Below are 23195 nucleotides of genomic sequence, written 5' to 3'. Positions count from 1 at the left end.
GGCGCCCATCGTACACAGCCTGTGGATAACGCTGTGGATCAGTCGCGAATGCCCTACTTGGCCGGTGGGACAGGGGGTTTGGGCATCGGTCCGGCACGATCGGCGGCCGGACTCCCTCTTCCCGCCCTGGGGATAACTCTGGGGACATCCTGGGGAAAGGTTGTGGACCACTCGTGGACAACCTGGGGATGGCCTGTGAACGCGTTGGCAACGAGAGCGCAAACCGGACACCTACCCGGTGGAAAACCCGTGGAAACCTTGTGGATAGCCCGTGGACAGAGACCCCGTCGCCTGGGGATGGCCTGTGCACAGTGGCCCGTCATCCCCAACCGAACGAGTTTCCAACAGGCTTCACCCACAGGAGCGGTGGATGACGACACGCGAGCCGAGCTGCGGAAACCGTACTTGCCCACAGTATCCACAGCCCCTAAGAAGATGACCAGCTATCTCTCCCTCCAAGAAACTCAAAACCCATAGAAGGGTTCCGGCCCGACCCCGGTGCGGGTCAGGCGACACTTGGACCCACACCCCGCGGCGAGACCAGACGCCGCGCTCGCGTCTAGATCAAGCACCGAGATCAAGCATCGAGATCAACGAGACTCACGACACCAACGAGAGCCGATACCCACAGGAGGCGGATCCACCGTGATGTTCAGGGTCGACCGAGACGTACTCGCCGAGGCGGTCGCATGGACGGCACGCAGCCTTCCGGCACGCCCATCTGTGCCGGTCCTCGCCGGCATGCGCCTTGAGGTCACCGAAGACCAGCAGCTGAAGCTCTCCGGCTTCGACTACGAGGTGTCCGCGGAGGTGACCCTCGACCTGCAGACCGGCGAGCCCGGCCTGGTACTGGTCTCCGGCCGCCTGCTCGCCGAGATCACCCGGGCGCTGCCCGCACAGCCTGTGGATTTCGTCGTCGATGGGGCCAAGGCGGTCGTCACCTGCGGCAGCGCCAGGTTCACCCTGCTGACCATGCCTGTGGAGGACTACCCGTCGCTGCCCGCCATGCCGCCCGCCGCCGGGCGCGTGGGCAGTGACGTGTTCGCGTCCGCGGTGGGCCAGGTGGCCGTGGCCGCGGGCCGGGACGACACCCTGCCGATGCTCACCGGTGTCCGGATGGAGATCGACGGCGACACGGTCACGCTGGCCGCCACCGACCGGTACCGCCTGGCCGTACGCGAGCTGAAGTGGCAGCCCGACCAGCCCGAGTTCAGCGCGGTCGCGATGATCCCCGGCAAGACCCTCGCCGACACCGCCAAGTCGCTCACGACCGGCGCCGAGGTGGAGATCGCGCTCAGCTCCGCGGGCGGCACCGGCGAAGGCATGATCGGCTTTTCCAGCGGGGGACGGCGTACCACGACCCGGCTGCTCGACCCGGAGTTCCCCAAGTACCGTTCGCTGCTGCCGACGGAGTTCTCCGCGCACGCGGACCTCGCCACCGGCCCGTTCGTCGAGGCGGTCAAGCGCGTGGCGCTGGTCGCCGAGCGCAACACCCCGGTACGCCTGGCGTTCCGCGGCGGCGAGGTCGTCCTGGAGGCGGGCAGCGGCGATGAGGCCCAGGCCGTCGAGGCCCTGCCCGCCGAGCTGCACGGCGACGAGATCAACATCGCCTTCAACCACCAGTTCCTGCTGGAAGGGCTCGGCGCGATCGACTCCGACGTGGCCAGGCTCTCGTTCACCACGTCCACCAAGCCGGCCATCCTCACCGGCGGCAAGCCCGAGGGCGACGAGAGCGCGCCCGACTACCGCTACCTGATCATGCCCATCCGCCTGTCCGGCTGACCCCACGCCCCGAACCCCCCGACCCCCGGCAGGCCCAGGTACGCCCGGCGCGAAGCGTCATCCGGCGGACGCTAGGCTTGTCCACAGCCGTGCCGGATTCGATTCGGCGCGGCGCTCGCGGGTATGCGGGGCGTGGATTCCGGCGGATTCAGAGTCAGGGGATCAGCCGCGATACCGACGCGAATCTGACGTAAACCCTTCAGGGGGGTGCTCGTATGCAGATCGGCATGGTCGGCCTCGGCCGTATGGGCGGCAACATGGCCGAACGGCTGCGCCGCGGCGGCCACGAGGTCGTCGGCTATGACCGCGATCCCGCGATCAGCGACGTGGAGGACCTCAAGGAGCTCGTGGAGCGGCTGAGGCCGCCGCGGGCGGTCTGGGTCATGGTCCCGGCGGGTGAGCCGACCCGGGCCACCGTGGAGGCGCTGGCGGGCCTGCTGGCCCCCGGCGACATCGTGATCGACGGCGGCAACTCGCACTACGTGGACGACCGCAGGCACGGCGACGAGCTGGCCGCGAAGGGCATCGGCTTCGTCGACGTCGGCGTGAGCGGCGGCGTGTGGGGTCTGGACAACGGCTACGCGCTGATGACCGGCGGCGACGAGGCGCACATCCGCGCGCTCTCCCCCGTCTTCGACACCCTCAAGCCGGCCGAGGGCGGGTTCGTCCACGCGGGCAAGATCGGTGCCGGGCACTTCGCGAAGATGGTCCACAACGGCATCGAGTACGGCATGATGCAGGCCTTCGCCGAGGGCTGGGAGCTGCTGGAGGCCGCCGACGTCGTCGATGACGTCGAAGGCACGTTCAAGAGCTGGCGGCAGGGCACCGTGATCCGCTCCTGGCTGCTCGACCTGATGGTCCGGGCGCTGGACGAGGACCCCGACCTCTCCGAGCTCCGTGGCTACGCTCAGGACTCCGGGGAGGGCCGCTGGACGGTCCAGGCCGCGGTCGAGCACGCCGTACCGCTCCCGGTGATCACCGCGGCGCTCTACGCGCGGTTCAGGTCCCGCCAGTCCGACTCCCCCGCCATGAAGGTCATCGCGGCGCTGCGCAGCCAGTTCGGCGGGCACGCCGTCTCCTCGGCTGAGGGCTCTGAGGGCCTGGGGGCCGACTCCCCCGGCGCCGACGTCGCGCCGCCCGCCTGAGCCGGGCGGGGTCCGGGAAGATCAGGCGGCACATTCCGACATACCGGACGACACGGGTGTGACGACGGTGAGCCCTGTGGCCCAGTAGCCTTCCTGAGTGCATGTCGCCCACCTGTCGCTGACCGACTTCCGGTCCTACCCGTCCGTCGAGCTGGAGCTCCAGCCGGGCGTGACCGCGTTCGTGGGCCCCAACGGGCAGGGCAAGACCAACCTGGTCGAGGCGATCGGCTACGTCGCGACGCAGTCCAGCCACCGAGTGGCCGCCGACGCGCCGCTCGTGCGCCACGGCGCGGGCCGGGCCATCGTGCGGGCCTCCGTCGTCAAGGACGACCGCAGGGCCCTGGTCGAGCTGGAGATCAACCCCGGGCGGGCCAACCGCGCCCGCCTCAACCGCGCCGCCCTCTCCCGCGCCCGCGACGCCCTGGGCCTGCTGCGGACCGTCCTGTTCGCCCCTGAGGACCTGGCCCTGGTCAAGGGCGACCCGTCGGAACGGCGGCGCTTCCTCGACGACCTGCTCGTGGCGCGCGCCCCCAGGTTCGCGGGCGTGCGCGCCGACTACGACCGGGTGCTCAAGCAGCGCGGCGCGCTGCTGCGCACCGCGATGGCCACCCGTCAGGGCGGCAGGCGCGGGAGCCGTATCGGCCACACCGCGGTACGCCGGTCCGACGACGAGGCCGGCTTCGCCGCGATGGGCGCAGGCGACGTACTGAGCACGCTCGACGTGTGGGACGCCCACCTGGCCCGTCACGGGGCCGAGCTGCTGGGAGCCCGGCTGGACCTGGTGGAGGCGCTGCGACCCCTGGTGGCCCAGGCATACGCCGCGCTGGCCCCCGGCTCGGCGGCCGTCGCGATCTCCTACCGCGGCACGCACTTGTCCACAGGCGAGGAGGACCTGGGGACGAGCGACCGCGCCGTACTGGCCGAACGGCTGCGCGCCCGGCTGCTTGAGGTCCGCGACGCGGAGGTGGAACGCGGCGTCACCCTCGTCGGCCCGCACCGCGATGACCTGCTGCTGGGCCTGGGCGAGCTGCCCGCCCGTGGATACGCCAGCCATGGCGAGTCGTGGTCGTACGCGCTCGCCCTCCGGCTGGCCGCCTACGAGCTGCTGCGGGCCGACGGCTCCGACCCGGTGCTGATCCTCGACGACGTCTTCGCCGAACTCGACGCGCAGCGCCGGCGGCGCCTCGCCGAGACCGTGCGCGACGCGGAGCAGGTACTGGTCACCGCGGCCGTGCCCGAAGACGTACCGGCCGAACTGTCCGGCTTCCGGTTCCACGTCGCGGAGGGAAGTGTGTCGCGTGGCGGCTGAGTTCACGTCCCCTGACCCGATCGACCCCAAGCGGATCGCCGCCCGCGGCGCGGCGATGGCCAGGGAGAAGCTCGCCCAGGCCAAGGCCGACGCCGAGCGGCGCGGCAGGCTCCCGCGCCGCGAGCCCCGGCGCAAACGCGCGGGCGCGCGCAGGGACGCGAGCGACCCGCAGCTCTTCGGCGCGGCGATCCGCGACCTGCTGGCCTACCGGGGGTGGGAGCAGGAGGTCGCGGTCGGCGGGGTCTTCGGGCGCTGGCGCGACATCGTGGGCGCGGATCTGGCGGCGCACACCAAGCCGGAGAGCTTCACGGACGGCGAGGTCGTGGTGTCGGCCGACTCGACGGCCTGGGCCACGCAGGTGCGGCTGCTGGCGACGACGCTGGTCAAACGGCTGAACGAGGAGCTGGGCGAGGGCACCGTCCGCCGGGTGAAGGTCCAGGGGCCGCAGCGCGGGCCACGCCCGAGGGGCGGCCTGCGGGCCACCGGCAGCCGCGGCCCGCGCGACACGTACGGCTGAGCCGGGCCGAGCCGGAGCAGGGCCGCGCCGTGTCGTCCGCGCGCCCGCCGTACCCCCGTCGCGGCCTCATCACGACCTGATCGCGAACACTCACGCGCGGACCCCCACAATCCCGGCTGGATGGGCCAGCGCGCTCTCTACGGCGACGAGCCCCTTTCCAGTAGGGGGATGCTTGAGAGAGGGGTGAACGCCCGACAGGGCCATCACAGCCGCCGTCAATGCCACATCATGGGCTCGCGCCCGGTAGAATGAAAAATGATTCCGGACACGTCCGCTTGCGCGTCACCCCGGCATGCACGGCCGCTTCCCCTGGGTGAACGCATCGGGGCACTCACATCGGTGACGGGCACGGCAGGGAGCACGCATTCACGGTGCCTCCCGCGCCGCGTGTCCGCGGCAGGAGGATTTGCACTTGTCCTACGACGCTAGCTCAATCACCGTACTCGAAGGGCTGGAGGCGGTCAGAAAGCGCCCCGGCATGTACATCGGCTCCACCGGGGAGCGCGGGCTTCACCACCTCGTGCAAGAGGTGGTCGACAACGCCGTCGACGAGGCCCTCGCCGGTTACTGCGACAACATCGAGGTAACCCTGCTTCCCGACAACGGTGTGCGCGTGGTCGACAACGGTCGTGGCATTCCCGTCGGCATCGTCGAGGCCGAGGGCAGACCGGCGGTCGAGGTCGTGCTGACCGTCCTGCACGCGGGCGGGAAGTTCGACAGCAAGTCCTACGCGGTCTCCGGCGGCCTGCACGGTGTCGGCGTGTCCGTGGTCAACGCGCTCTCCACCCGCCTTGAGGTGGAGATCCGCACCGAGGGGCACTACTGGCGGCAGTCCTACGACCACTCCCGGCCCACCGCCCCGCTGGCCAAGGGCGAGCAGACGGACGAGACCGGCACCTCGATCACCTTCTGGGCCGACGGCGACATCTTCGAGACCACGACCTGGAACTTCGAGACCCTGGCGCGCCGCTTCCAGGAGATGGCCTTCCTGAACAAGGGCCTGACGATCACCCTGCGCGACGAGCGGGCCGACCACGTCAACGGCGAACCGCACGTGGTGACCTACCACTACGAAGGCGGCATCTCCGACTTCGTCTCGCACATCAACTCGAAGAAGGAACCGGTCCACAACTCGGTCATCGACTTCGAGTCGCACAGCGACGGCATCTCCGTCGAGATCGCCATGCAGTGGAACGGCAGCTACACCGAGTCGGTCTACACCTTCGCCAACACGATCAACACCGCCGAGGGCGGCACCCACGAGGAGGGCTTCCGCGCCGCGCTGACGTCGATCGTCAACCGCTACGCGCGCGAGCAGCGGTTCCTCAAGGAGGGCAAGGACGACAACCTCGCCGGCGAGGACATCCGTGAGGGCCTCACCGCGATCATCTCGGTCAAGCTCGCCGATCCGCAGTTCGAAGGACAGACCAAGACGAAGCTGGGCAACACAGAGGCCAAGTCTTTCGTCCAGAAGGCGTGCAACGATCACCTTCGCGACTGGTTCGAGCGCAACCCCGGCGAGGCCAAGGAGATCATCAGCAAGTCGCTCCAGGCGTCCCGGGCGCGGATCGCCGCGCGCCAGGCGCGCGACCTGACCCGGCGCAAGTCGCTGCTGGAGTCGGGTTCGGGCCTGCCCGGCAAGCTGGCCGACTGCCAGTGGAGCGAGCCCGACAAGTGCGAGCTGTTCATCGTCGAGGGCGACTCGGCGGGCGGCTCGGCCAAGGGCGGCCGCGACTCCCGCTTTCAGGCGATCCTGCCGATCCGCGGCAAGATCCTCAACGTGGAGAAGGCCCGGATCGACAAGGTCCTCCAGAACAACGAGGTCCAGGCGCTGATCACCGCGCTGGGCACCGGCGTGCACGACGAGTTCGACATCTCCAAGCTGCGCTATCACAAGATCATCCTGATGGCCGACGCCGACGTCGACGGGCAGCACATCAACACGCTGCTGCTCACGCTGCTGTTCCGGTTCATGCGCCCGCTGATCGAGGCCGGGCACGTCTACCTCTCCCAGCCGCCGCTGTACAAGATCAAGTGGGACCGCCGCGGCGACGACGCCTCCTACGCCTACTCCGACCGGGAGCGCGACGCGATCATCGAGGCCGGTGTGGCCGCGGGCAAGCAGGACCCGCGCCCCCGCGACAACGTGCAGCGGTTCAAGGGTCTGGGCGAGATGAACGCGGCCCAGCTCTGGGACACCACGATGAACCCGGACACCCGCCTGCTGCTCCAGGTGACACTCGACGACGCGGCCCAGGCCGACGAGCTGTTCAGCGTCCTCATGGGCGAAGACGTCGAGGCCCGCCGCGACTTCATCATCCGCAACGCACGCGACGTCCGCTTCCTCGACGTCTAAGCCGACTTACGTTGTGAGAAAAGGAATCCTGATCCCGTGACGGAAGTGAACACCACTCCTCCGGCCGATCGCATCGAGCCGGTCGACATCCAGTCCGAGATGCAGCGCAGCTACATGGACTACGCGATGTCGGTCATCGTCTCGCGAGCCCTGCCGGACGTGCGTGACGGTCTCAAGCCGGTGCACCGGCGCGTCCTGTACGCGATGTACGACGGCGGCTACCGGCCCGACCGCGGCTACTTCAAGTGCTCCAGAGTCGTCGGCGACGTGATGGGCTCCTATCACCCGCACGGCGACACCTCGATCTACGACGCGCTGGTACGGCTGGCCCAGCCCTGGTCGCTGCGCTATCCCTTGGTCGACGGCCAGGGCAACTTCGGCTCCCCGGGCAACGACCCGGCCGCGGCCATGCGGTACACCGAGGCCAAGCTGGCCCCGATCGCGATGGAGCTGCTGCGCGACATCGACAAGGAGACCGTCGACTTCCAGTCCAACTACGACGGGCGCTCCCAGGAGCCGTCGGTCCTGCCCTCCCGCATCCCCAACCTGCTGGTCAACGGCTCGGGCGGGATCGCGGTCGGGATGGCCACCAACATCCCGCCGCACAACCTGCGGGAGGTCGCCGAGGCGGTCAAGTGGGCGCTGGAGCACCCCGACGCCACCGACGAGGAACTGCTGGACGCCTCGGTGGCCCTGGTCAAGGGCCCCGACTTCCCGACCGGCGCGCTGATCGTCGGCCGCCGGGGCATCGAGGAGGCGTACCGCACCGGCCGCGGCTCGATCACCATGCGGGCCATCGTCGAGTTCGAGGAAGACGCCAAGGGCCGCCAGTGCCTGGTGGTCACCGAGCTCCCGTACCAGGTCAACCCGGACAACCTCGCCCTCAAGATCGCCCAGTTGGTGCGCGAGGGCAAGATCAGCGGCATCGCCGACGTACGCGACGAGAGCTCCGCCCGGGTCGGCCGGCGCCTGGTCATCGTGCTCAAGCGCGACGCCGTGGCCAAGGTCGTCCTGAACAACCTGTACAAGCACACCCAGCTCCAGGACACCTTCGGCGCCAACATGCTGGCCCTGGTCGACGGCGTGCCGCGCACGCTGCGGCTCGACCAGTTCGTCCGCTACTACGTGGCCCACCAGGTCGAGGTCATCGTACGGCGGACCCGCTACCTGCTGCGCAAGGCCGAGGAGCGGGCGCACATCCTGCGCGGCCTGCTGCGCGCCCTGGACCGCATGGACGAGGTCATCGCCCTCATCCGGGCCTCGGAGTCGGCCGCGGTGGCCCAGCAGGGCCTCATGTCGCTGCTGGAGATCGACGAGGTCCAGGCCCAGGCCATCCTGGACATGCAGCTCCGCAAGCTCGCCGCCCTGGAGCGCCAGCAGATCCAGGACGAGTACGACACGCTGATGGCCCAGATCGCCGACTACAACGACATCCTCGGCTCTGAGGCCAGGCAGCGGCAGATCGTCGGCGACGAGCTGACCGAGATCGCGGGCAAGTACGGCGACGACCGCAAGACGGAGATCATCGCCTACGACGGCGACATGTCCATGGAAGACCTCATCGCCGAGGAGGTCATGGTCGTCACGATCACCCGCGGCGGATACGCCAAGCGCAGCCGTACCGACCTGTACCGCGCACAGAAGCGCGGCGGCAAGGGGGTGCGCGGCGCGCAGCTCCGCCAGGACGACATCGTCGACCACTTCTTCGTCACCACGACCCACCACTGGCTGCTGTTCTTCACCAACAAGGGCCGGGTCTACCGGGTCAAGGCGTACGAGCTCCCCGACGCCGCCCGCGACGCCCGCGGCCAGCACCTGGCCAACCTGCTGGCGATGCAGCCGGACGAGGTGGTCATGGAGGTCCTCGACCTGCGCGACTACAACGTGGCCCCGTACCTCGTGCTGGCCACCCGCAGCGGCCTGGTGAAGAAGACCAGGCTGGCGGAGTACGACTCGCCGCGCTCCGGCGGCCTGATCGCGATCAACCTGCGTGAGGACGACGAGGTCATCGCCGCCCGGCTGGTCTCCGAAAGCGATGACCTGCTGCTGGTCTCCCGCAACGCGCAGTCGATCAGGTTCACCGCCTCCGACGACGCGCTGCGCCCGATGGGCAGGGCGACCAGCGGGGTGATCGGAATGAGATTTGTCGGCGGAGATGAGCTTTTGTCGATGAATGTGGTCGGAGACGGCGATGATGTGTTAATCGCCACGGAGGGCGGGTATGCCAAGCGCACCCCCGCTGATCAGTATCCGGTACAAGGACGAGGCGGCAAGGGAGTGCTGACCGCGAAGATCGTCAGTGCTCGTGGCAAGCTGGTCGGTGCTGTCATGGTCAGCCCCGAGGACGAGGTCTTCGCCATCACGTCCGCAGGGGGAGTGATCCGGACGAGCGCCGCGGAGATCAAGCAGTCTGGCCGTCAGACCATGGGAGTGCGGTTGATGAACCTCGCAGAGGGCGACAGCGTGGTGGCCCTTGCCCGGAACGCGGAGTCGCTGGAGACGGTGGAGACAGTGGAAGAGGCGGTTGCCGGGGGAGGAGAGTAACCCATGAACGCCCAGGCGAAACCCGGCGGGGGCGCGGGGCCGGCGCAGGGGCCGGGAGGCCCTGGCCAGCCTGCGGGTTCTTCGGGCACTGGCGGAAACTCTGGCGGAAATCCGCAGCGGAGGCCCCCGGCCGCTGCTTCAGGACCGCGCAACCAGGTGACGGAGAAAATGGACAAGACCACCGACAACGCCATTATCGAGGTGGTGGACTCCCCATCCCCCGGTTCCAAAGGGCCGGTCGGCGGGCCCAACGCCGGCAAGGGCCCCGGCCCGGGCGCCAAGGGGCCGGGAGGCCCCGGCGGACCTGGTGGACCCGGGGGGCCCGGCGGTCCTGGTGGTCATGGGGGTCCGGGCGGCCCTGGGGGCCCCGGGGGCACTGGCGGCGCGCCGGGCTCCAAGAGCCCCAACGGCCCCATGGGCTCCCCCGTGGGCCCAGGCGGCCCCGGCGGCCGGGGAGGCCCGGGCTCGCCCGTCAAGCCCCCGTCGCCCGGCTCCGCGCCGGGCGGCGGCCGTCCGGCCGGGCTTGCCGCTTCGGCGCCCACCACTTCTCAGGACGGCTCCCACGACACGCGCGGCAGCCTGAGCGAACCGCTCCTGACCACCACCTCGAGCAGGAAGGGCGGCAAGCAATCCGGCAACGCCCGCACTCCGCGCAAGGCCCACTTGGTCCTGCGCCGTGTCGAGCCCTGGTCCGCCATGAAGTTCAGCTTCGTGGTGTCCCTGGTCTGCTTCGTCATCCTGTTCGTCGCGGTCGCCGTCCTGTACGGCGTGCTTAGTGCGGTCGGCGTCTTCGACTCCATCGTCGGCACCGTCAACCAGCTCACCAACCCGGACGGCAAGGCCACCAACGCCATCGACGCCTCCGCATGGTTCGACCCGGTCCGCATCCTCGGCTTCACCGCCCTGGTCGGCGCGATCAACGTCGTCCTGATCACCGCCCTGGCCACTCTCGGCGCGGTCATCTACAACCTCGCCTCCGACGTCGTGGGCGGCGTGGAGGTCACCTTCAGCGAGGCCGAATAAACCCACCTCGCCCTACCCCGTCCCCGCGAGGCCCCACCCTCGCGGGGACGACGACCCACCCACCCCCCGCGACACGGTAAGCTTTTCCCCGTCGGCAACCGATTCGCTCCGGCCATCCGGATGCGATACGCTCAATGCCACACTCTGCGGGGCTATAGCTCAGACGGTTAGAGCGCTTCCCTGATAAGGAAGAGGTCCCAGGTTCAAGTCCTGGTAGCCCCACCACGTTTCCCCAGCTCAGAGGCCACATCCCAAGATCATGGATGCGGCCTCTTGATCGTTTGACCGTCATTTGACCGTGGTCTTTGACGTGACCGCCGGTCACGCGGGGGGCGTGAAGGGTCACCGAGAGCACCTTGATCACATGATCCCTGGCTTGCGAGCCAAGATCACCGTTCAAGCGCTGGGCCGCGGAAGGCACCAGCGGAGGGCCCGTACTCGCCGCCGACCCGTGAGGCGTCAGGACCATCAGATGAAGAGGTTCCTGCCCGAGTGGATCCACGCCGTCATGGCCAACTCGGTCAAGTCACCAAAGCAAGCCGTACCGTGGGTGATGGATGCAGTCGCACCTTGATCACGGCTTCACGTCCGTCGATGAGCCTGCGAACGGAAACGGGGCACGATGCTTGATCGCGCTGGTAGGTCACCGCTTCACTACGCGGCCGTCTCGAACGACCTCGGCACCGCCAAGGCGCTCTTGGACGCGGGAGCAGATCCAAGCGCGCCAGATCGCCGAGGGCTGACACCTGTGCACTTTGCCGCTCAGGAGTGCCGTGTTCAACTCGCGCGGTGACGGTCGCATGATCGAATTGCTGCGCCGCTGGGGAGCCGACCCTTTCAAGGCGAACAGCAGCGGTCAAACACCTCTCGGCCTTGCCCGCCTGATCGCCAACTACGACGTAGCACGCTTCTTCGCTGACCTCTCCTGAGCCGGGCCCGCAGGCGCCGTCACGCACTGCCTGTTTGTGAAGGGCGGTCCGTGGCATCCTCGATCAGTTTGTCCAGGGAGGTGCCACGGTTCCGCACCGATTCGACTCTTAACGCCTGTCCTTTGGTGACGGTGGTGCATCATTCGACAGGGCGCTGCTCAGTCCCAGGATGGACAGAATCTCGGCTGTGGGTACCCGGTAGGTTTCACCGATCTGTATGACCCGGCAGGGAAACTCTCCACGCTTCACCAGCCGGTATGCAGAGTTACGGCTGATGCCGAGCGCGCGGGCGGCGGTCAGCAGCGGAATCACCGCGGGAAGCCGCTCCACCTCATCGATCGTCATGGGAGTCATTCCGTATCACCGCCCGTCCCATACGGCGTGGCGTTGGTCACAGCGTCACAACGGCACGCCTCTGGCCGGCGGCCACCTACGCGTCGGTCGGAATCGCTCGGAGGGCGCGTGAACATGATCAGCGCCCTCCGTCCGGATTCACGGCGGTGATCTCCCACAAGGTCCGCTGGATGCCGTCAGCGGCGATTGCTTGTGGGCGGGCGGTGACGCGGCGATAGCCGGCGGCGTGGAGGCTGGTCCCAGGTTCGCGGGCGCGGGTGTAGGTGATCAGGCGGCGGTGGCCCATGGCGCGGGCGGCTCGCCAGGCCGCGCCCAGTAGGGCGGAGCAGGCGTTGGGTGTGCCGTCGGTGGCCAGGCGGGTGACTTCGGCGGTGAAGCCGTCGTCGAAGGCGCGGGTGGTGGGGCGGCCGATGATGGCCACGCCCACCAGTGTGGTGTCGGGTGTGGTGACGCCGATGGCGAACATGGCGCCGGGCGGCGGGCCGAGGTGGCGGTGCTGCCAGGCGACGAACGCGCGGGCGGTACGGATGGCCAGCGGAACGATGACCAGGCGCTGCCGGATGGCCGGGCGGGTGTTGGTGGCGTGGTGGCCGGGTGCGGATAGTGGGTTCACGGGTGGTGCGGGGCGTTCCTCAGATGGATTCCAGTTGAGGCGGCAGCACTGGCAAACCACTGGCAGGTTCCCGCATTTGGGCTTTGACCTGCGGAAATAGCGTTCACGCTGGCAAGTGAGGCGCTTCGGGTTCCGCCAGAGGGTTGCCTGAGCCGGCCCGTAGACCGGATGGCGAGCAACCGAAATTTCCTCGCGCCGGGGAGTCACCGATGCAATCCAAGCCCCACCAGCCCACCCGCCGGCACCTCACGCTGGACGCCGTCGAGCATCTCTTCCAGCTTCTTTGCGAGCAGCCGCACTGCCTGACGATCGACGGAACGCTCGCGCCCGATCTCCCGCAACGGCCCATCCCGCTGAACGAGCTGCGCAGCATGCTGCGGCATCCACTACTGAGCAGCGCGACCCGCGATGCGGTGTGGCGGAAAATGATCAGCCGTGCCCGTACCGGAGGCCCGCTGTGGCAGGCCGCCATCACCGGGATCGCGTTGCCTACCCTGCGCGCGATCGCCGACCGGATCGCCGACGAGATCACCGCCCAGCGGCGGGTACCGGATGTGGCGGTCATCGATCACGAGGTACTGACCCGCTTCCTTGACGCGGTCCGTAGCGCCGACCTCGACCAGCCCAACCTGCGCTTCCGGTTGTGCGCACAAGCGCGGCAGGCACAGGAACGGTTTCGTCCCGGCGCGCGGGCCATCGCCCCCCTCGACGCGACACCCATGAACTCCGCGCGGAGCCGGATCACCTCAGATACCGCATCCGACTCCGACCATGAGAAAGGAGGCAGGGGCGTCACCTCCGGCTCCGCGCGGCCCCTCTTTCCCCCACCCCGACCCGCTCCGGCGGAGGCGCGACGGCCGCAGGACGCCCCGCCGCTGACCGGCACGGCCGCCACCGCACCTGCCGAAACGGCAACGCCCGGCAGGCGGTGGCAGCGGCGGCTACGGAACGCCGTCGTGATCGTGGCAATCGTTGCCGTGGTCGTTGCCACGCTGGCAACCGTCGCGTTCGGGATGATCGCCAACCCACCGCCCTCCCCGCCGACCCGACCGGAAGATCTCGGCAGGGTCTTCGACAACACGCGAACCTGGCTGGTCGGCCTGCTCGCGGCCCTTGCCACGCTGATGCTCACCGTCGGCGGGGTGCGGTACCTGATCGCGGGCGGTGATCCGGGAGAGGTGCACAAGGCCAAGGCGGCGCTGAAGGCGAGCGCGTTCGGGTACGCGCTGGCCGTACTGGCGCCGCTGCTGGTGAACGTCCTGCGGCATCTGGTGAGCGGGTGATGGCGGCCCCTTGGCCGGGCACCTTCCGGCCCGTTGCCATCGTTGCCGTCCCGGTTGCCGCAACCGTTGCCGCACCGGCACTGGCCGTGATCGCCATTGCCGGGCCCGCTGCCGCCGCACCGACGCCGGCACCCACCCCCACCCCCAGCCCCCCTTCTCCTCCGGCTCCGCCGTTCGGACTGGACCTGGGCGGCTGGGTGAACGGGCAGATCAACAACTGGTTCGCCCAGCTCACCGCCATGGCGATCCGCCCCCTGCTGAGCGCCCTGGCCGAGACCCTGCTGGCCACACCGGACATCGAGGGACAGCCACGGATCCATGATCTGTGGCAGGCGAGCGCGGTCCTGGCCAACAGCGGCTTCGTGGTCCTGGTGATCGCCGCCGGGGTGATGGTCATGGGCCATGGCACGGTACAGACCCGGTACGCGATCAAGGAGGTACTGCCGCGCCTGGTCGTGGCGTTCGGGGCCGCGAACTTCAGCCTGTTCTTCACGATCGAAGCCGTCCGGCTGGCCAACGGCGTCTCGCTCGCACTGCTCGGCCAGGACTTCGACGCGGCACGCGCGACCAACGCCATCCGGACGATGATCCTGCCCTACAACGACGGCGAGATCTTCTACGTCCTGCTCGCCCTGGTCGCGGTCATCCTGCTGATCCTGCTGCTGATCACCTTCATGTTCCGCATCGCCATGACGATCCTGCTGGTGATCGTCGCGCCTCTCGCGCTGGCCTGCCTGGCGCTACCGCATACCGACGGCGCGGCCCGGCTGTGGGGCCGGGCGTTCACCGGTCTGCTGCTCATCCAGATCGGCCAGTCCCTGACCCTGGTGGCCGCGGTGCGGATCTTCTTCAACCAGGACGGCCGTCAGATCGTCGGGCTGACGCTCCACGGCCAGCTCTACAACCTGCTGATCGCCCTGTGCCTGCTGATCATCTTGGTCCGCATCCCTGGCTGGGTGTCGCGTACGGTCTTCACCCACCGTGGCCGCGGCTCGACGATCGCCCGGATCGTCAAGTACGCCATCGCCTACCGGCTCGCCTCACCGATCCTGAGCACGCTGCACCTCGGGCGGGGCCGCAGCGGCAGGAAAACGGCAACGGCCACTGCCATGACAGGGCGGGCCTTGCCAGCGATGGCAGGAGCGGTTGCCGGTACGGCAGCCGCGGCAACCGGTATTGCCGGCACCGCTGCCGTCGCGGCACGGGGTGGCAGCGGGCCGTTCAAGCACGCCCCGGTCGGTGCCCGCCGTCCGCCGCAGCAATGGGCCCCGACCCCGATCAAACACGCGCCGACCGGGCCGCCGATGCCGGGCAAGTACCGGCCCACTCCCAACCCGCCCGGCCCGGTCCCCGCGACCACCCCCGTCTACGGCTACCCGCGCGAGACCTACTACGCCAGAGGCCCGGCCGGGCTCGGGCAGATGTACCACCTCCGCAACCAGAGCACGGCCACCCCGCCCAAGGCAACCGGCGGCACCCCGGTCCGCCCGATCGTCGCGCCCGGCGCGCCGATTCCCGGCACGCCCGAATGGCCGGAGAACCACGGCGAGCCCCGCCGCAAGCCGCCCGCCCGCCGCAAGGGCGGTGACAAGCGATGAACGACATCGTCCGCATCCCCGCCGACGTCGAGGCCCCGGACAAGATCATCGGAGGCTTTACCGCGCGTCAGATCATCATCTTCGGCGGCACCGGCGTACTGCTGTACGGCGGCTACCTGCTCCTGGCCGACCACGTCCCGCCGCTGGCCCTGGCCGTCTTCGCCGTGCCCATCGCGGTTGCGGGCATCGTGCTGGCCATCGGCCGGCACGACGGTATCTCCCTGGACCGCTACGTCCTCGCCGCCCTGCGCCACCGCCGCGCCGCCAAGCACATGACCCGATCCGCCGCCCCAGCCCCACCCACCTGGATAGCTGCTCGCCCGGGGCCATCGCCGTCCCCGCTGCGGCTGCCCGCCCGCGGTGTCACCGAGCACGGCCTGATCGACCTGGGCCCGGACGGCGTCGCCGCCGTCGCCGAGGTCTCCACCGTCAACTTCGCGCTGCGTACGGCCGAGGAGCAGGACGCGCTCGTGTCCGCCTTCGCCCGGTGGCTCAACGCGCTGTCCGGCCAGGTCCAGGTCCTGGTACGCGCCGAGCGCATCGATCTGTCGGCCGCCATCGCCGACCTGCGCAACTCCGCTCCCGCCCTGCCCCACCCGGCACTCTCACACGCCGCCGCCGAGCACGCCGCCTTCCTCACCGACCTATCGGCCCGGCATGACCTGCTGCGCCGCCAGGTCCTGCTCATCGTCCGTGAACCCGCCGCAGGTCCGCATGGCAGTACGGCCCTACGCCGGCTGGACGAGGCCGCACGCGTGCTGTCGGCCGGCGGACTGGTGGTCCGGCCGCTCCCGGCCACCGCCGTCCATGCCCTGCTGACCTCCTGCTTCGACCCCACCGCACCACCACTGCCCGACGGCGACGACGTGATCGGAGGCTCCCGGTGACCATCCGCTTCGGCCCTGACTCGATCGAGGTCCAGCCCCGAAGGCTGCACGTCACCGACGGTGTCTGCGCCATCCTCGCGATCACCGGCTACCCCCGCGAGGTCGCCCCCGGATGGCTGGAACCCCTGCTCACCTACCCCGGACGCCTGGACGTCTCCCTGCACATCGAGCCGGTGCCCTCGCTCGTCGCCTCCGACCGGTTGCGCAAGCAGTTCGCCCGCCTGGAGTCCGGGCTGCGCAGCGACCACCAGCACGGACGCCTCCTGGACCCTGGTACCGAAGCCGCCGCCGAAGACGCCCAGGACCTCGCCGCCCGCATCGCCCGCGGCCAGGCCAAACTGTTCCGCGCCTCGATCTACCTGACCGTGCACGCCACCACGCCACAAGCCCTTGATGAGGCATGCGCCCAGGTACGTGCCCTGGCCGGATCCCTCCTCCTGGACGCCCGGCCGCTCACCTACCGGCAACTCCAAGGCTGGATCAGCTCCCTCCCCCTCGCCTACGACAACCTCGACCTGCGGCGCAGCTTCGACACCCCCGCCCTGGCCGCCGCCTTCCCCTTCACCTCACCCGACCTGACCACCGAACTCGGCCCCACCGCCGTCCTGTACGGAGCCAACCTCTCCTCGGCGTCCCTGGTCGCCTGGGACCGCTTCGCCCAGGCCAACCACAACTCCGTCATCCTGGCCAGCAGCGGCAGCGGAAAGTCCTACCTGGCCAAGCTGGAGGCCCTGCGCTCCCTGTACCAAGGGGTCGAAGTCGCCGTCATCGACCCCGAAGACGAGTACGCCCGCCTCGCCGAAACCGTCGGCGGCGCCTACCTCCACTTCGGCGCCCCCGACGTCCGGCTCAACCCCCTCGACCTGCCGCCCAGCAGCCGCCCCGGCGACGATCCGCTCACCCGCCGCGCCCTGTTCCTGCACACCCTGGTCGCGGTCATGCTCGGCGAACCGCTGCCCAACACCGCCAAAGCCGCCCTCGATCGCGCCATCCTGGCCACCTACCGAAACGCCGGAATCACCACCGAACCGGACACCTGGCAGCGCCGCCCACCGCTCATGCGCGACCTGGCCACCGCACTCGCCGCCGACCCCGACCCGCACGCGCAGCAGCTCGCCGCCGGGCTCGCCCCCTACGTCACCGGGAGCCACCGCCGCCTGTTCGACGGCCAGACCACCACCCACCCCGACTCCCACCTGATCGTCTTCTCCCTGCGCGACCTGCCCGACGAACTCAAGCCGGTCGGCACCCTGCTCACCCTGGACGCCGTCTGGCGACGCCTCTCCAACCCGGCCGACCGCCGCCCCCGCCTGGTCGTCGTCGATGAGGCATGGCTGCTCATGCGCGAACCCGAAGGCGCGAAATTCCTGCTCAAGATGGCCAAAGCCGCCCGTAAACATTGGGCCGGCCTGTCAGTGATCACTCAGGACGCCGCCGACCTTCTCGGCTCCGACATCGGCCAAGCGGTGATCGGCAACTCCACCACCCAGATCCTGCTCCGCCAAGCTCCGCAGGCCATCGACACCGTCACCGACGCCTTCCAGCTCTCCGACGGCGAACGTCAGCTCCTGCTGTCCGCCGAACGCGGGATGGGCCTGCTCGCAGCCGGACGGCAACGCGCCGCCTTCCAGGTGATCAGCAGCGCCTGGGAGCACGACACCGTCACCAGCGACCCCGCAGAACTCGCCGAACTCACCACCAACCCGAATTTCGATCCTGAGGAGGACATATGATCACCCGCCCCATCGCCACCGCCCTGCTGGCCGCCCAGCTCACGCTCTGCGTTGCCTGCGGCCAGGCCAAAGAGACCCACGCCACCGTCCAACCCCGCAAGCAGCTCACCCAGGCCGAAGCCAGCCGCATCCACCACACGTACCAGCAGACGTACCTTCGCGCCCTCCACGCCGGCGGACGAGGAATGGAGCATGCCGAAGCCGGCCTGGCCCTGAAGCTCACCCGCACGCAGTTCCGCCTCGCCGCCAAGACCAACCACCCCATCTCACCCCCGCCCTCGATCAGCGAGGCCCGCTTCACCATTCCCCGCCCACAACCAGGCCGCGCCCGATGGTTCCTCGCCACGATCGCCTACACCGGAGCCACCGCCCGCACCCACCTCATCTTCGAGGAGACCACCGCAGGATGGCGGGTCGTGGCCGCGTCCCGTACGGACAGGCAGGTGCCACAGCCACACCTGGACGCCCAGGGCCAGGCCACCGCCCTGGACCCAGGCACCCGAACCGGCCTGATCGCCGACCCCCTCCAGGTCGCCCACGCCCACGGCTGGTCGGTCGCCAGCGCCCACCGCGCCAAGCAGGCACGGACACTACTCGCCCCCGGCGCGCACACCACCCGAGCCGCCCGCGCCGTACTCGCCGACCGCGCCGTCCTACGCGGCCAGTGGTGGTTCCGCCACGCCGCCCGCATCCCGCCGCCCATCTACACGTTGCGCACCGCCGATGGCGGCGCGCTGGCCTGGTACGGCCTACACGACCGCCAGCGCTTCCTGCCCGCGACCGCCTCCCCCGCGCCCATCCGCTTCGCCAAGACCGAGCTGGCCCGCCGCGCGTACTACACCCGCCGCGTCTCGATCGACCGCGCCGGATGGTTCCTCGCCGCCATCCCCCCGGCGGGCAGTCGGGCCAAGGCCGACATCATCGGCGCCTGGTCCCTCACCACCGCCGTGGACGGCGCCTGACATGAGCCACCTTCTCGCCTTCACCGTCGCCGCCGCCGTCCCCCTCACCCACGCGGCCGTCAAGCGCCTACGCCACCGCCGCCTCACCCGCGACGCCCGCTGCGTCGAGATCCTCGCCCCACCGGCCGCCGACATGCCCGCCGCCGAAACGCTGTGGGCCAACTTCATCGGCCTGCTCCACCCAGCCTGGAAACGGGTCCTGCTCGGCCAACCGCACCTCGCCTTCGAGTACCTCTTCGGCATCAACGGCGTCCGCATCCGGATCTGGGTCCCGGGCGTGATCCCCCAGCACCTGGTGGAACGCGCCATTGAGGCCGCCTGGCCGTCCTGCCGTACCCGACCGGCCGACGCCACCCCGCCCGTCCCGCTCACCGGCCGCGCGATCGGCGGCAGCTTCCTGCCCGCCCGAGGCGAACGGCTGCCGATCCGGCACGGCCACGGCATCGACCCGCTCCGCGCCCTGCTCGGCGCGGCAGCCGGCATGCCACAGCGGCAACACGCTGCCATCCAGATCCTGGCCCGCCCCGCCACCGGCAGACGCCTTTCCGGCCTGCCACTCCTCGTCCGACCAGTACGCGCCGTACTCGACCTCATCACCCCCGGCCACGGCTACCACCCGACCCCCGACCGAGTGGCCAGGCTGGAGGAGTCCGCCGAAGCCCGAGCCATCCGCGACAAGGCGCAACGACCCCGCTACGAAGTCGCCATCCGCTACGCCGTACAAGCCGACGACCCACGCTCCGCCCGGGGCGCCCTCACCGGCCGCGCCCACGCCATCGCGTCCGCGTTCGCCCTCTACAACGGGCACAACCGCCTGCAACGCCACCGCCTGCCCGCCCCGGCCCGCCGCCTCGCCGACCGCCGACTCGGCCGCGGCTTCCTCCTCTCCGTCCCCGAACTGGCCGCACTCGCCCACCTCCCGCTCGACCCCGCCGTACCCGGGCTGACCCGCGCGGGCGCCAACAGCGTCCCGCCGACACCGGCCATCCCGAGGACCGGCAAGATCCTGGGCGTCTCCGACGCCGGCCACGAACGCCCCGTCGCGCTACGCGTGGCCGACTCCTGCCACCACGTACACGTCCTCGGCCCCAACGGAACCGGCAAATCCACCCTCCTCGCCCAGATGATCCTGTCCGACATCCAGGCCGGGCGCGGCACGGTGATCATCGAGGCCAAGGGCGACCTGATACGCGACCTCCTCGGACTCATCCCGCCCGAGCACGCCGCCAAGGTCGTCCTGATCGACCCCGACGACCGCCACCCCCGCCCCTCCCTCAACGCCCTCGGCGGCCCGTCCACAGACGCCGACATGACCGTGGACAACCTCGTCGGCATCTTCCACACCATCTACAGCGACTACTGGGGCCCGCGTACCGACGACATCCTGCGCGGCTGCGCGCTCACCCTGGCCCGCACCGGCGGCACCCTCGCCGACATCCCCGACCTGCTCACCGACCCGGCCCGCCGCCAACGCGCCACCGCCACCCTGGGCGACCCGATCCTGCGCGGCTTCTGGAACTGGTACGACAGCCTGTCCGAACAGTCCCAGGCCAACGTCACCGCCCCGATCATGAACAAACTGCGGGCCTTCCTGCTCCGCCCGTTCGTCCGCGACATCCTCGGCTCGGCCACCTCCACCTTCGACCTGGCCGACGTACTCGACGGCGGCATCCTGCTGGTCCGCCTGCCCAAAGGCGTACTCGGCGACGACACCGCCCGCCTGCTCGGCTCGGTCATCCTCGCCCAGGTGTGGCAGGCCGCCGCCCGCCGCGCCAAACTCGGCCGCCCACGCGGCCACGCCGCGCTCTACTGCGACGAGGCGCACAACTTCCTCACCCTCCCGCACGCGCTGAGCGACATGCTCGCCGAAGCCCGCGCCTACCGCGTGTCACTCGTACTGGCCCACCAGCACCTCGCCCAGCTACCACGCCACCTGCGCCAGGCCATCTCCTCCGACGCCCGCAACAAGATCTACTTCTCGCTGTCGCCGGAGGACGCCCGCGAAGCCGAACGGCACTTCACCCCGCACCTGTCCGCCCACGACCTGGCCAACCTGGACGCCTTCCAAGCCGCCGCCCGCCTGGTCGTCCGCTCAGCCGAAGCCCCGCCCTTCACCCTGCGGACCCGCCCCCTGCCCGAGCCCGCCCCCAACGTCGCCGCTCAGGTCCGCACCGCAGCAGCCCACGCCCACGGCCGCCAAACCGCCATCCCCGTACCCAACGATCCACGAACCCACTGAAAAGGAGCACCACCCATGACCCAGTCCCGCTTCACGCCCGCCGTCCTGGCCGCGCTCGCCGTACGCCTCACGCCCCGCGACCGCAAGATCCTCCGCGCCGTCTGGGACCACCGCGTCCTGACCTCACCCCAGATCACCCAGCTCTTCTTCGACACCGACACCGCCACCCGCAAGCGCCTGCTCACCCTGCACCACATGGGCGTACTCGAACGCTTCCGCCCCAACCTCCCCGTCGGCGCCGGAGCCGCCCCCTACCACTACGTCATCGGCGCGGCCGGAGCCGCCGTCCTGGCCTCCGAAGATGGCATCGAGTTCGCCGCCCTCGGCTACCGCCGCGACCGCGCCCTCGGCATCGCCCACAACCAGCGCCTCACCCACCTGGTCGGCGTCAACGACTTCCACGCCGCCCTCGCGGCCTTCGCCCGCCGCCACGAAAACGCCCGCCTGGTCACCTGGTGGCCCGAACACCGCTGCACCGCCCAATGGGGCCAGACCGTACGCCCCGACGGCTACGCCCGCTGGCGCGAAGACGGCTACAACCTGGACTTCTTCCTCGAACACGACACCGGCACCGAACCCCTGGACCGCGTCGCCGCCAAACTCGACGGCTACGCCCTCCTCGCCCAGCGCACCGCCATCGTCACGCCCGTCCTGTTCTCCGTCCACAGCGACCGCCGCGAAGCCAACCTCCGCACCCGCCTCCTCCAGCACCCGGCCGCCCAAACCGTCCCCATCGCCACCACCTCCCGCACCGGCGGCCTGATCAACGACGGCCCCGCCGGCCAACGCTGGCTCCCCCTGAACACCCCCAACCCCCGCCTCCGCCTGGCCACCCTCGCCACCCACTGGCCCCACCTCGGCCCCCGCGAACTACCCCGCCAGGTCACCGAGTGACCACCCTCACAAAGGCCATCGCAGCAGGCGCCGCCCTGATCGTCTGCATTGCCCTGTTCACCGGAGCCACTGCCGCCACCCTCTCCACCTGCACGCTCAGCCTGAGCCCCCAGCAGATGGCCAACGCCCAGGCCATCATCGACGCGGCGAACTCCCTTGGCCTGCCAAGGGAGGCCGCCATCATCGGCCTCGCCACCGCACTCCAAGAATCCGCCCAGGACGAGACCACCATCAGCGACCACGGCTGGGGCCCCCAAGCCCACGCCATCATCACCATGCTCAGCACTCGCTCCAAGACCGCGAATGCGGCCGCGACCACCCCATGCAGCAGCCAAGCTTCCGACACACTGGCCGACCCCACTTCGGGTCGTGGAGCGATAGCGGTCCGCGCAGCCCTGACCATGCTCGGCGTTCCCTATTCCTGGGGCGGCGGCGGACCAGCCGGCCCGACGTACGGCATCGGCCGTGGCGCACGAACCCTGGGCTTCGACTGCTCCGGACTCACCGAGTACGCCTGGGCACAAGCAGGCGTCCGGATCGGAACCACCACCTACGAACAGTGGCGAGCCGGCTCACCAGTTCCGAAAAGCAGGATCACCCCAGGCGACCTGGTCTTCTACGAGACCGATCCGACTCGCCCCGGCCCCGATCACGTCGGCCTCGCCATTTCAGCCACCCACATGGTGAACGCTCCCCACACTGGAGCCGTCGTCCGAGTGGACATTATCGAGAGAGCGGGTTACCTGGGAGCTGGCCGCCTGTAGCGCCTAATGAGCCACCCTAAATGTGACATAGATCACAGTAGTTCGCCTCGCAGCCTCGTACACAACATCTGACCAGTCTTCATGGGGTGAGTGTCGGCCGTATCGTGACCACGCGCATCGGGAAAGGCACTTTCCCGGCATTGACCGATCCCCTGACATGATTCACATTCCAGGTGATCCATTTTTCGCCGGTTATCGGCGCGTGTAGCTCTGCGTCAGGTTGTCATTGGACGGGGTGCCGTATGCGTTTTCGTCGTGCGCGA

The 23195-nt window shown here is 69.8% G+C and carries 19 protein-coding genes and 1 tRNA gene; 18 read left to right on the top strand and 2 right to left on the bottom strand.

Annotated features, from left to right (window positions below):
- Positions 1-645: 645 nt before the first annotated feature.
- The 10 genes from dnaN (at position 646) to DP939_RS48775 (ending at position 11605) form a co-directional block, all read left to right on the top strand.
- Positions 646-1782 (top strand): DNA polymerase III subunit beta, encoded by a 1137-nt coding sequence (gene dnaN, locus DP939_RS22465; RefSeq protein WP_113982720.1) that lies wholly within the window; start codon positions 646-648, stop codon positions 1780-1782.
- 215 nt (positions 1783-1997) lie between these two features.
- Positions 1998-2927 carry a phosphogluconate dehydrogenase (NAD(+)-dependent, decarboxylating) gene (gene gnd / locus DP939_RS22460; protein WP_113982719.1) on the top strand — a complete coding sequence of 310 codons (930 nt, stop codon included), beginning with the start codon at positions 1998-2000 and terminating at the stop codon, positions 2925-2927.
- Between the two features lie 97 nt (positions 2928-3024).
- Positions 3025-4236 carry a DNA replication/repair protein RecF gene (locus DP939_RS22455; protein WP_113982718.1) on the top strand — a complete coding sequence of 404 codons (1212 nt, stop codon included), beginning with the start codon at positions 3025-3027 and terminating at the stop codon, positions 4234-4236.
- The gene (locus DP939_RS22450; RefSeq protein WP_225878422.1) at positions 4226-4753 is read left to right on the top strand and encodes a DUF721 domain-containing protein; all 528 of its coding nucleotides are present in this window, start codon (positions 4226-4228) and stop codon (positions 4751-4753) included. Before DP939_RS22455 ends, DP939_RS22450 begins: the two co-directional genes overlap by 11 nt.
- 412 nt (positions 4754-5165) lie before the next feature.
- The gene (gene gyrB, locus DP939_RS22445; RefSeq protein WP_113982717.1) at positions 5166-7109 is read left to right on the top strand and encodes a DNA topoisomerase (ATP-hydrolyzing) subunit B; all 1944 of its coding nucleotides are present in this window, start codon (positions 5166-5168) and stop codon (positions 7107-7109) included.
- A gap of 36 nt (positions 7110-7145) precedes the next feature.
- Positions 7146-9653 carry a DNA gyrase subunit A gene (gene gyrA / locus DP939_RS22440; protein ID WP_113982716.1) on the top strand — a complete coding sequence of 836 codons (2508 nt, stop codon included), beginning with the start codon at positions 7146-7148 and terminating at the stop codon, positions 9651-9653.
- Positions 9654-10067: 414 nt separating this feature from the next.
- Entirely contained in the window at positions 10068-10676 is a 609-nt protein-coding gene (locus tag DP939_RS22430; protein WP_113982715.1) for a DUF3566 domain-containing protein, read from the top strand.
- A 148-nt stretch (positions 10677-10824) separates the two neighbouring features.
- A tRNA-Ile gene (locus DP939_RS22425) sits at positions 10825-10901 on the top strand.
- A 397-nt stretch (positions 10902-11298) separates the two neighbouring features.
- A complete protein-coding gene (locus DP939_RS49325; RefSeq protein WP_199565338.1) occupies positions 11299-11469 on the top strand; it encodes an ankyrin repeat domain-containing protein in 171 nt (56 codons plus the stop codon).
- Between the two features lie 7 nt (positions 11470-11476).
- Complete coding sequence (locus DP939_RS48775; RefSeq protein ID WP_263972339.1) at positions 11477-11605, top strand: hypothetical protein; 129 nt, start codon at positions 11477-11479, stop codon at positions 11603-11605.
- 108 nt (positions 11606-11713) lie between these two features.
- Here the strand turns inward: DP939_RS48775 and DP939_RS22415 are convergent, their stop codons facing one another.
- Complete coding sequence (locus DP939_RS22415) at positions 11714-11950, bottom strand: helix-turn-helix domain-containing protein (RefSeq protein WP_225878421.1); 237 nt, start codon at positions 11948-11950, stop codon at positions 11714-11716.
- A 127-nt stretch (positions 11951-12077) separates the two neighbouring features.
- Positions 12078-12572, bottom strand: a complete 495-nt coding sequence (locus DP939_RS22410; RefSeq protein ID WP_199565337.1) for an XF1762 family protein — start codon at positions 12570-12572, stop codon at positions 12078-12080.
- A 209-nt stretch (positions 12573-12781) separates the two neighbouring features.
- Here DP939_RS22410 and DP939_RS47045 point away from each other — a divergent pair, with 209 nt between their 5' ends.
- The 8 genes from DP939_RS47045 to DP939_RS22370 all read left to right on the top strand — a co-directional run bounded on the left by DP939_RS47045 (position 12782) and on the right by DP939_RS22370 (position 22932).
- On the top strand, positions 12782-13855 hold the full coding sequence (locus DP939_RS47045; protein ID WP_199565336.1) for a hypothetical protein: 1074 nt from the start codon (positions 12782-12784) through the stop codon (positions 13853-13855).
- Positions 13856-14052: 197 nt separating this feature from the next.
- The gene (locus DP939_RS22400; protein ID WP_113982713.1) at positions 14053-15453 is read left to right on the top strand and encodes a hypothetical protein; all 1401 of its coding nucleotides are present in this window, start codon (positions 14053-14055) and stop codon (positions 15451-15453) included.
- Entirely contained in the window at positions 15450-16340 is an 891-nt protein-coding gene (locus tag DP939_RS22395) for a PrgI family protein (RefSeq protein WP_113982712.1), read from the top strand. The genes DP939_RS22400 and DP939_RS22395 overlap by 4 nt, the downstream gene beginning before the upstream one ends.
- Entirely contained in the window at positions 16337-18073 is a 1737-nt protein-coding gene (locus tag DP939_RS22390; RefSeq protein WP_225878420.1) for a VirB4 family type IV secretion system protein, read from the top strand. Before DP939_RS22395 ends, DP939_RS22390 begins: the two co-directional genes overlap by 4 nt.
- Positions 18070-19035, top strand: coding sequence for a hypothetical protein (locus tag DP939_RS22385; protein WP_113982710.1), 966 nt, complete (start codon positions 18070-18072; stop codon positions 19033-19035). The genes DP939_RS22390 and DP939_RS22385 overlap by 4 nt, the downstream gene beginning before the upstream one ends.
- Position 19036: 1 nt before the next feature.
- A complete protein-coding gene (locus tag DP939_RS22380; protein WP_113982709.1) occupies positions 19037-21274 on the top strand; it encodes a type IV secretory system conjugative DNA transfer family protein in 2238 nt (745 codons plus the stop codon).
- A 15-nt stretch (positions 21275-21289) separates the two neighbouring features.
- Positions 21290-22168, top strand: a complete 879-nt coding sequence (locus DP939_RS22375; RefSeq protein WP_113982708.1) for a replication-relaxation family protein — start codon at positions 21290-21292, stop codon at positions 22166-22168.
- Entirely contained in the window at positions 22165-22932 is a 768-nt protein-coding gene (locus DP939_RS22370) for a C40 family peptidase (RefSeq protein ID WP_113982707.1), read from the top strand. Before DP939_RS22375 ends, DP939_RS22370 begins: the two co-directional genes overlap by 4 nt.
- Positions 22933-23195: the final 263 nt, after the last annotated feature.

The sequence above is a fragment of the Spongiactinospora rosea genome, from assembly GCF_003315795.1.
GTDB lineage: Bacteria > Actinomycetota > Actinomycetes > Streptosporangiales > Streptosporangiaceae > Spongiactinospora > Spongiactinospora rosea.
The sequence above is the reverse complement of the archived record's forward strand: the minus strand, read 5'-3'. Positions and strand labels throughout refer to the sequence as shown.

Coding starts and splice junctions, on each gene's coding strand:
- DP939_RS47045 (WP_199565336.1), top strand. CDS start 12,782: ATGCAATCCAAGCCCCACCAGCCCACCCGCCGGCACCTCACGCTGGAC.
- DP939_RS49325 (WP_199565338.1), top strand. CDS start 11,299: ATGCTTGATCGCGCTGGTAGGTCACCGCTTCACTACGCGGCCGTCTCG.
- DP939_RS22395 (WP_113982712.1), top strand. CDS start 15,450: ATGAACGACATCGTCCGCATCCCCGCCGACGTCGAGGCCCCGGACAAG.
- DP939_RS22385 (WP_113982710.1), top strand. CDS start 18,070: ATGATCACCCGCCCCATCGCCACCGCCCTGCTGGCCGCCCAGCTCACG.
- gnd (WP_113982719.1), top strand. CDS start 1,998: ATGCAGATCGGCATGGTCGGCCTCGGCCGTATGGGCGGCAACATGGCC.
- DP939_RS22380 (WP_113982709.1), top strand. CDS start 19,037: ATGAGCCACCTTCTCGCCTTCACCGTCGCCGCCGCCGTCCCCCTCACC.
- DP939_RS22430 (WP_113982715.1), top strand. CDS start 10,068: ATGGGCTCCCCCGTGGGCCCAGGCGGCCCCGGCGGCCGGGGAGGCCCG.
- DP939_RS22415 (WP_225878421.1), bottom strand. CDS start 11,950: ATGACGATCGATGAGGTGGAGCGGCTTCCCGCGGTGATTCCGCTGCTG.
- DP939_RS48775 (WP_263972339.1), top strand. CDS start 11,477: ATGATCGAATTGCTGCGCCGCTGGGGAGCCGACCCTTTCAAGGCGAAC.
- DP939_RS22375 (WP_113982708.1), top strand. CDS start 21,290: ATGACCCAGTCCCGCTTCACGCCCGCCGTCCTGGCCGCGCTCGCCGTA.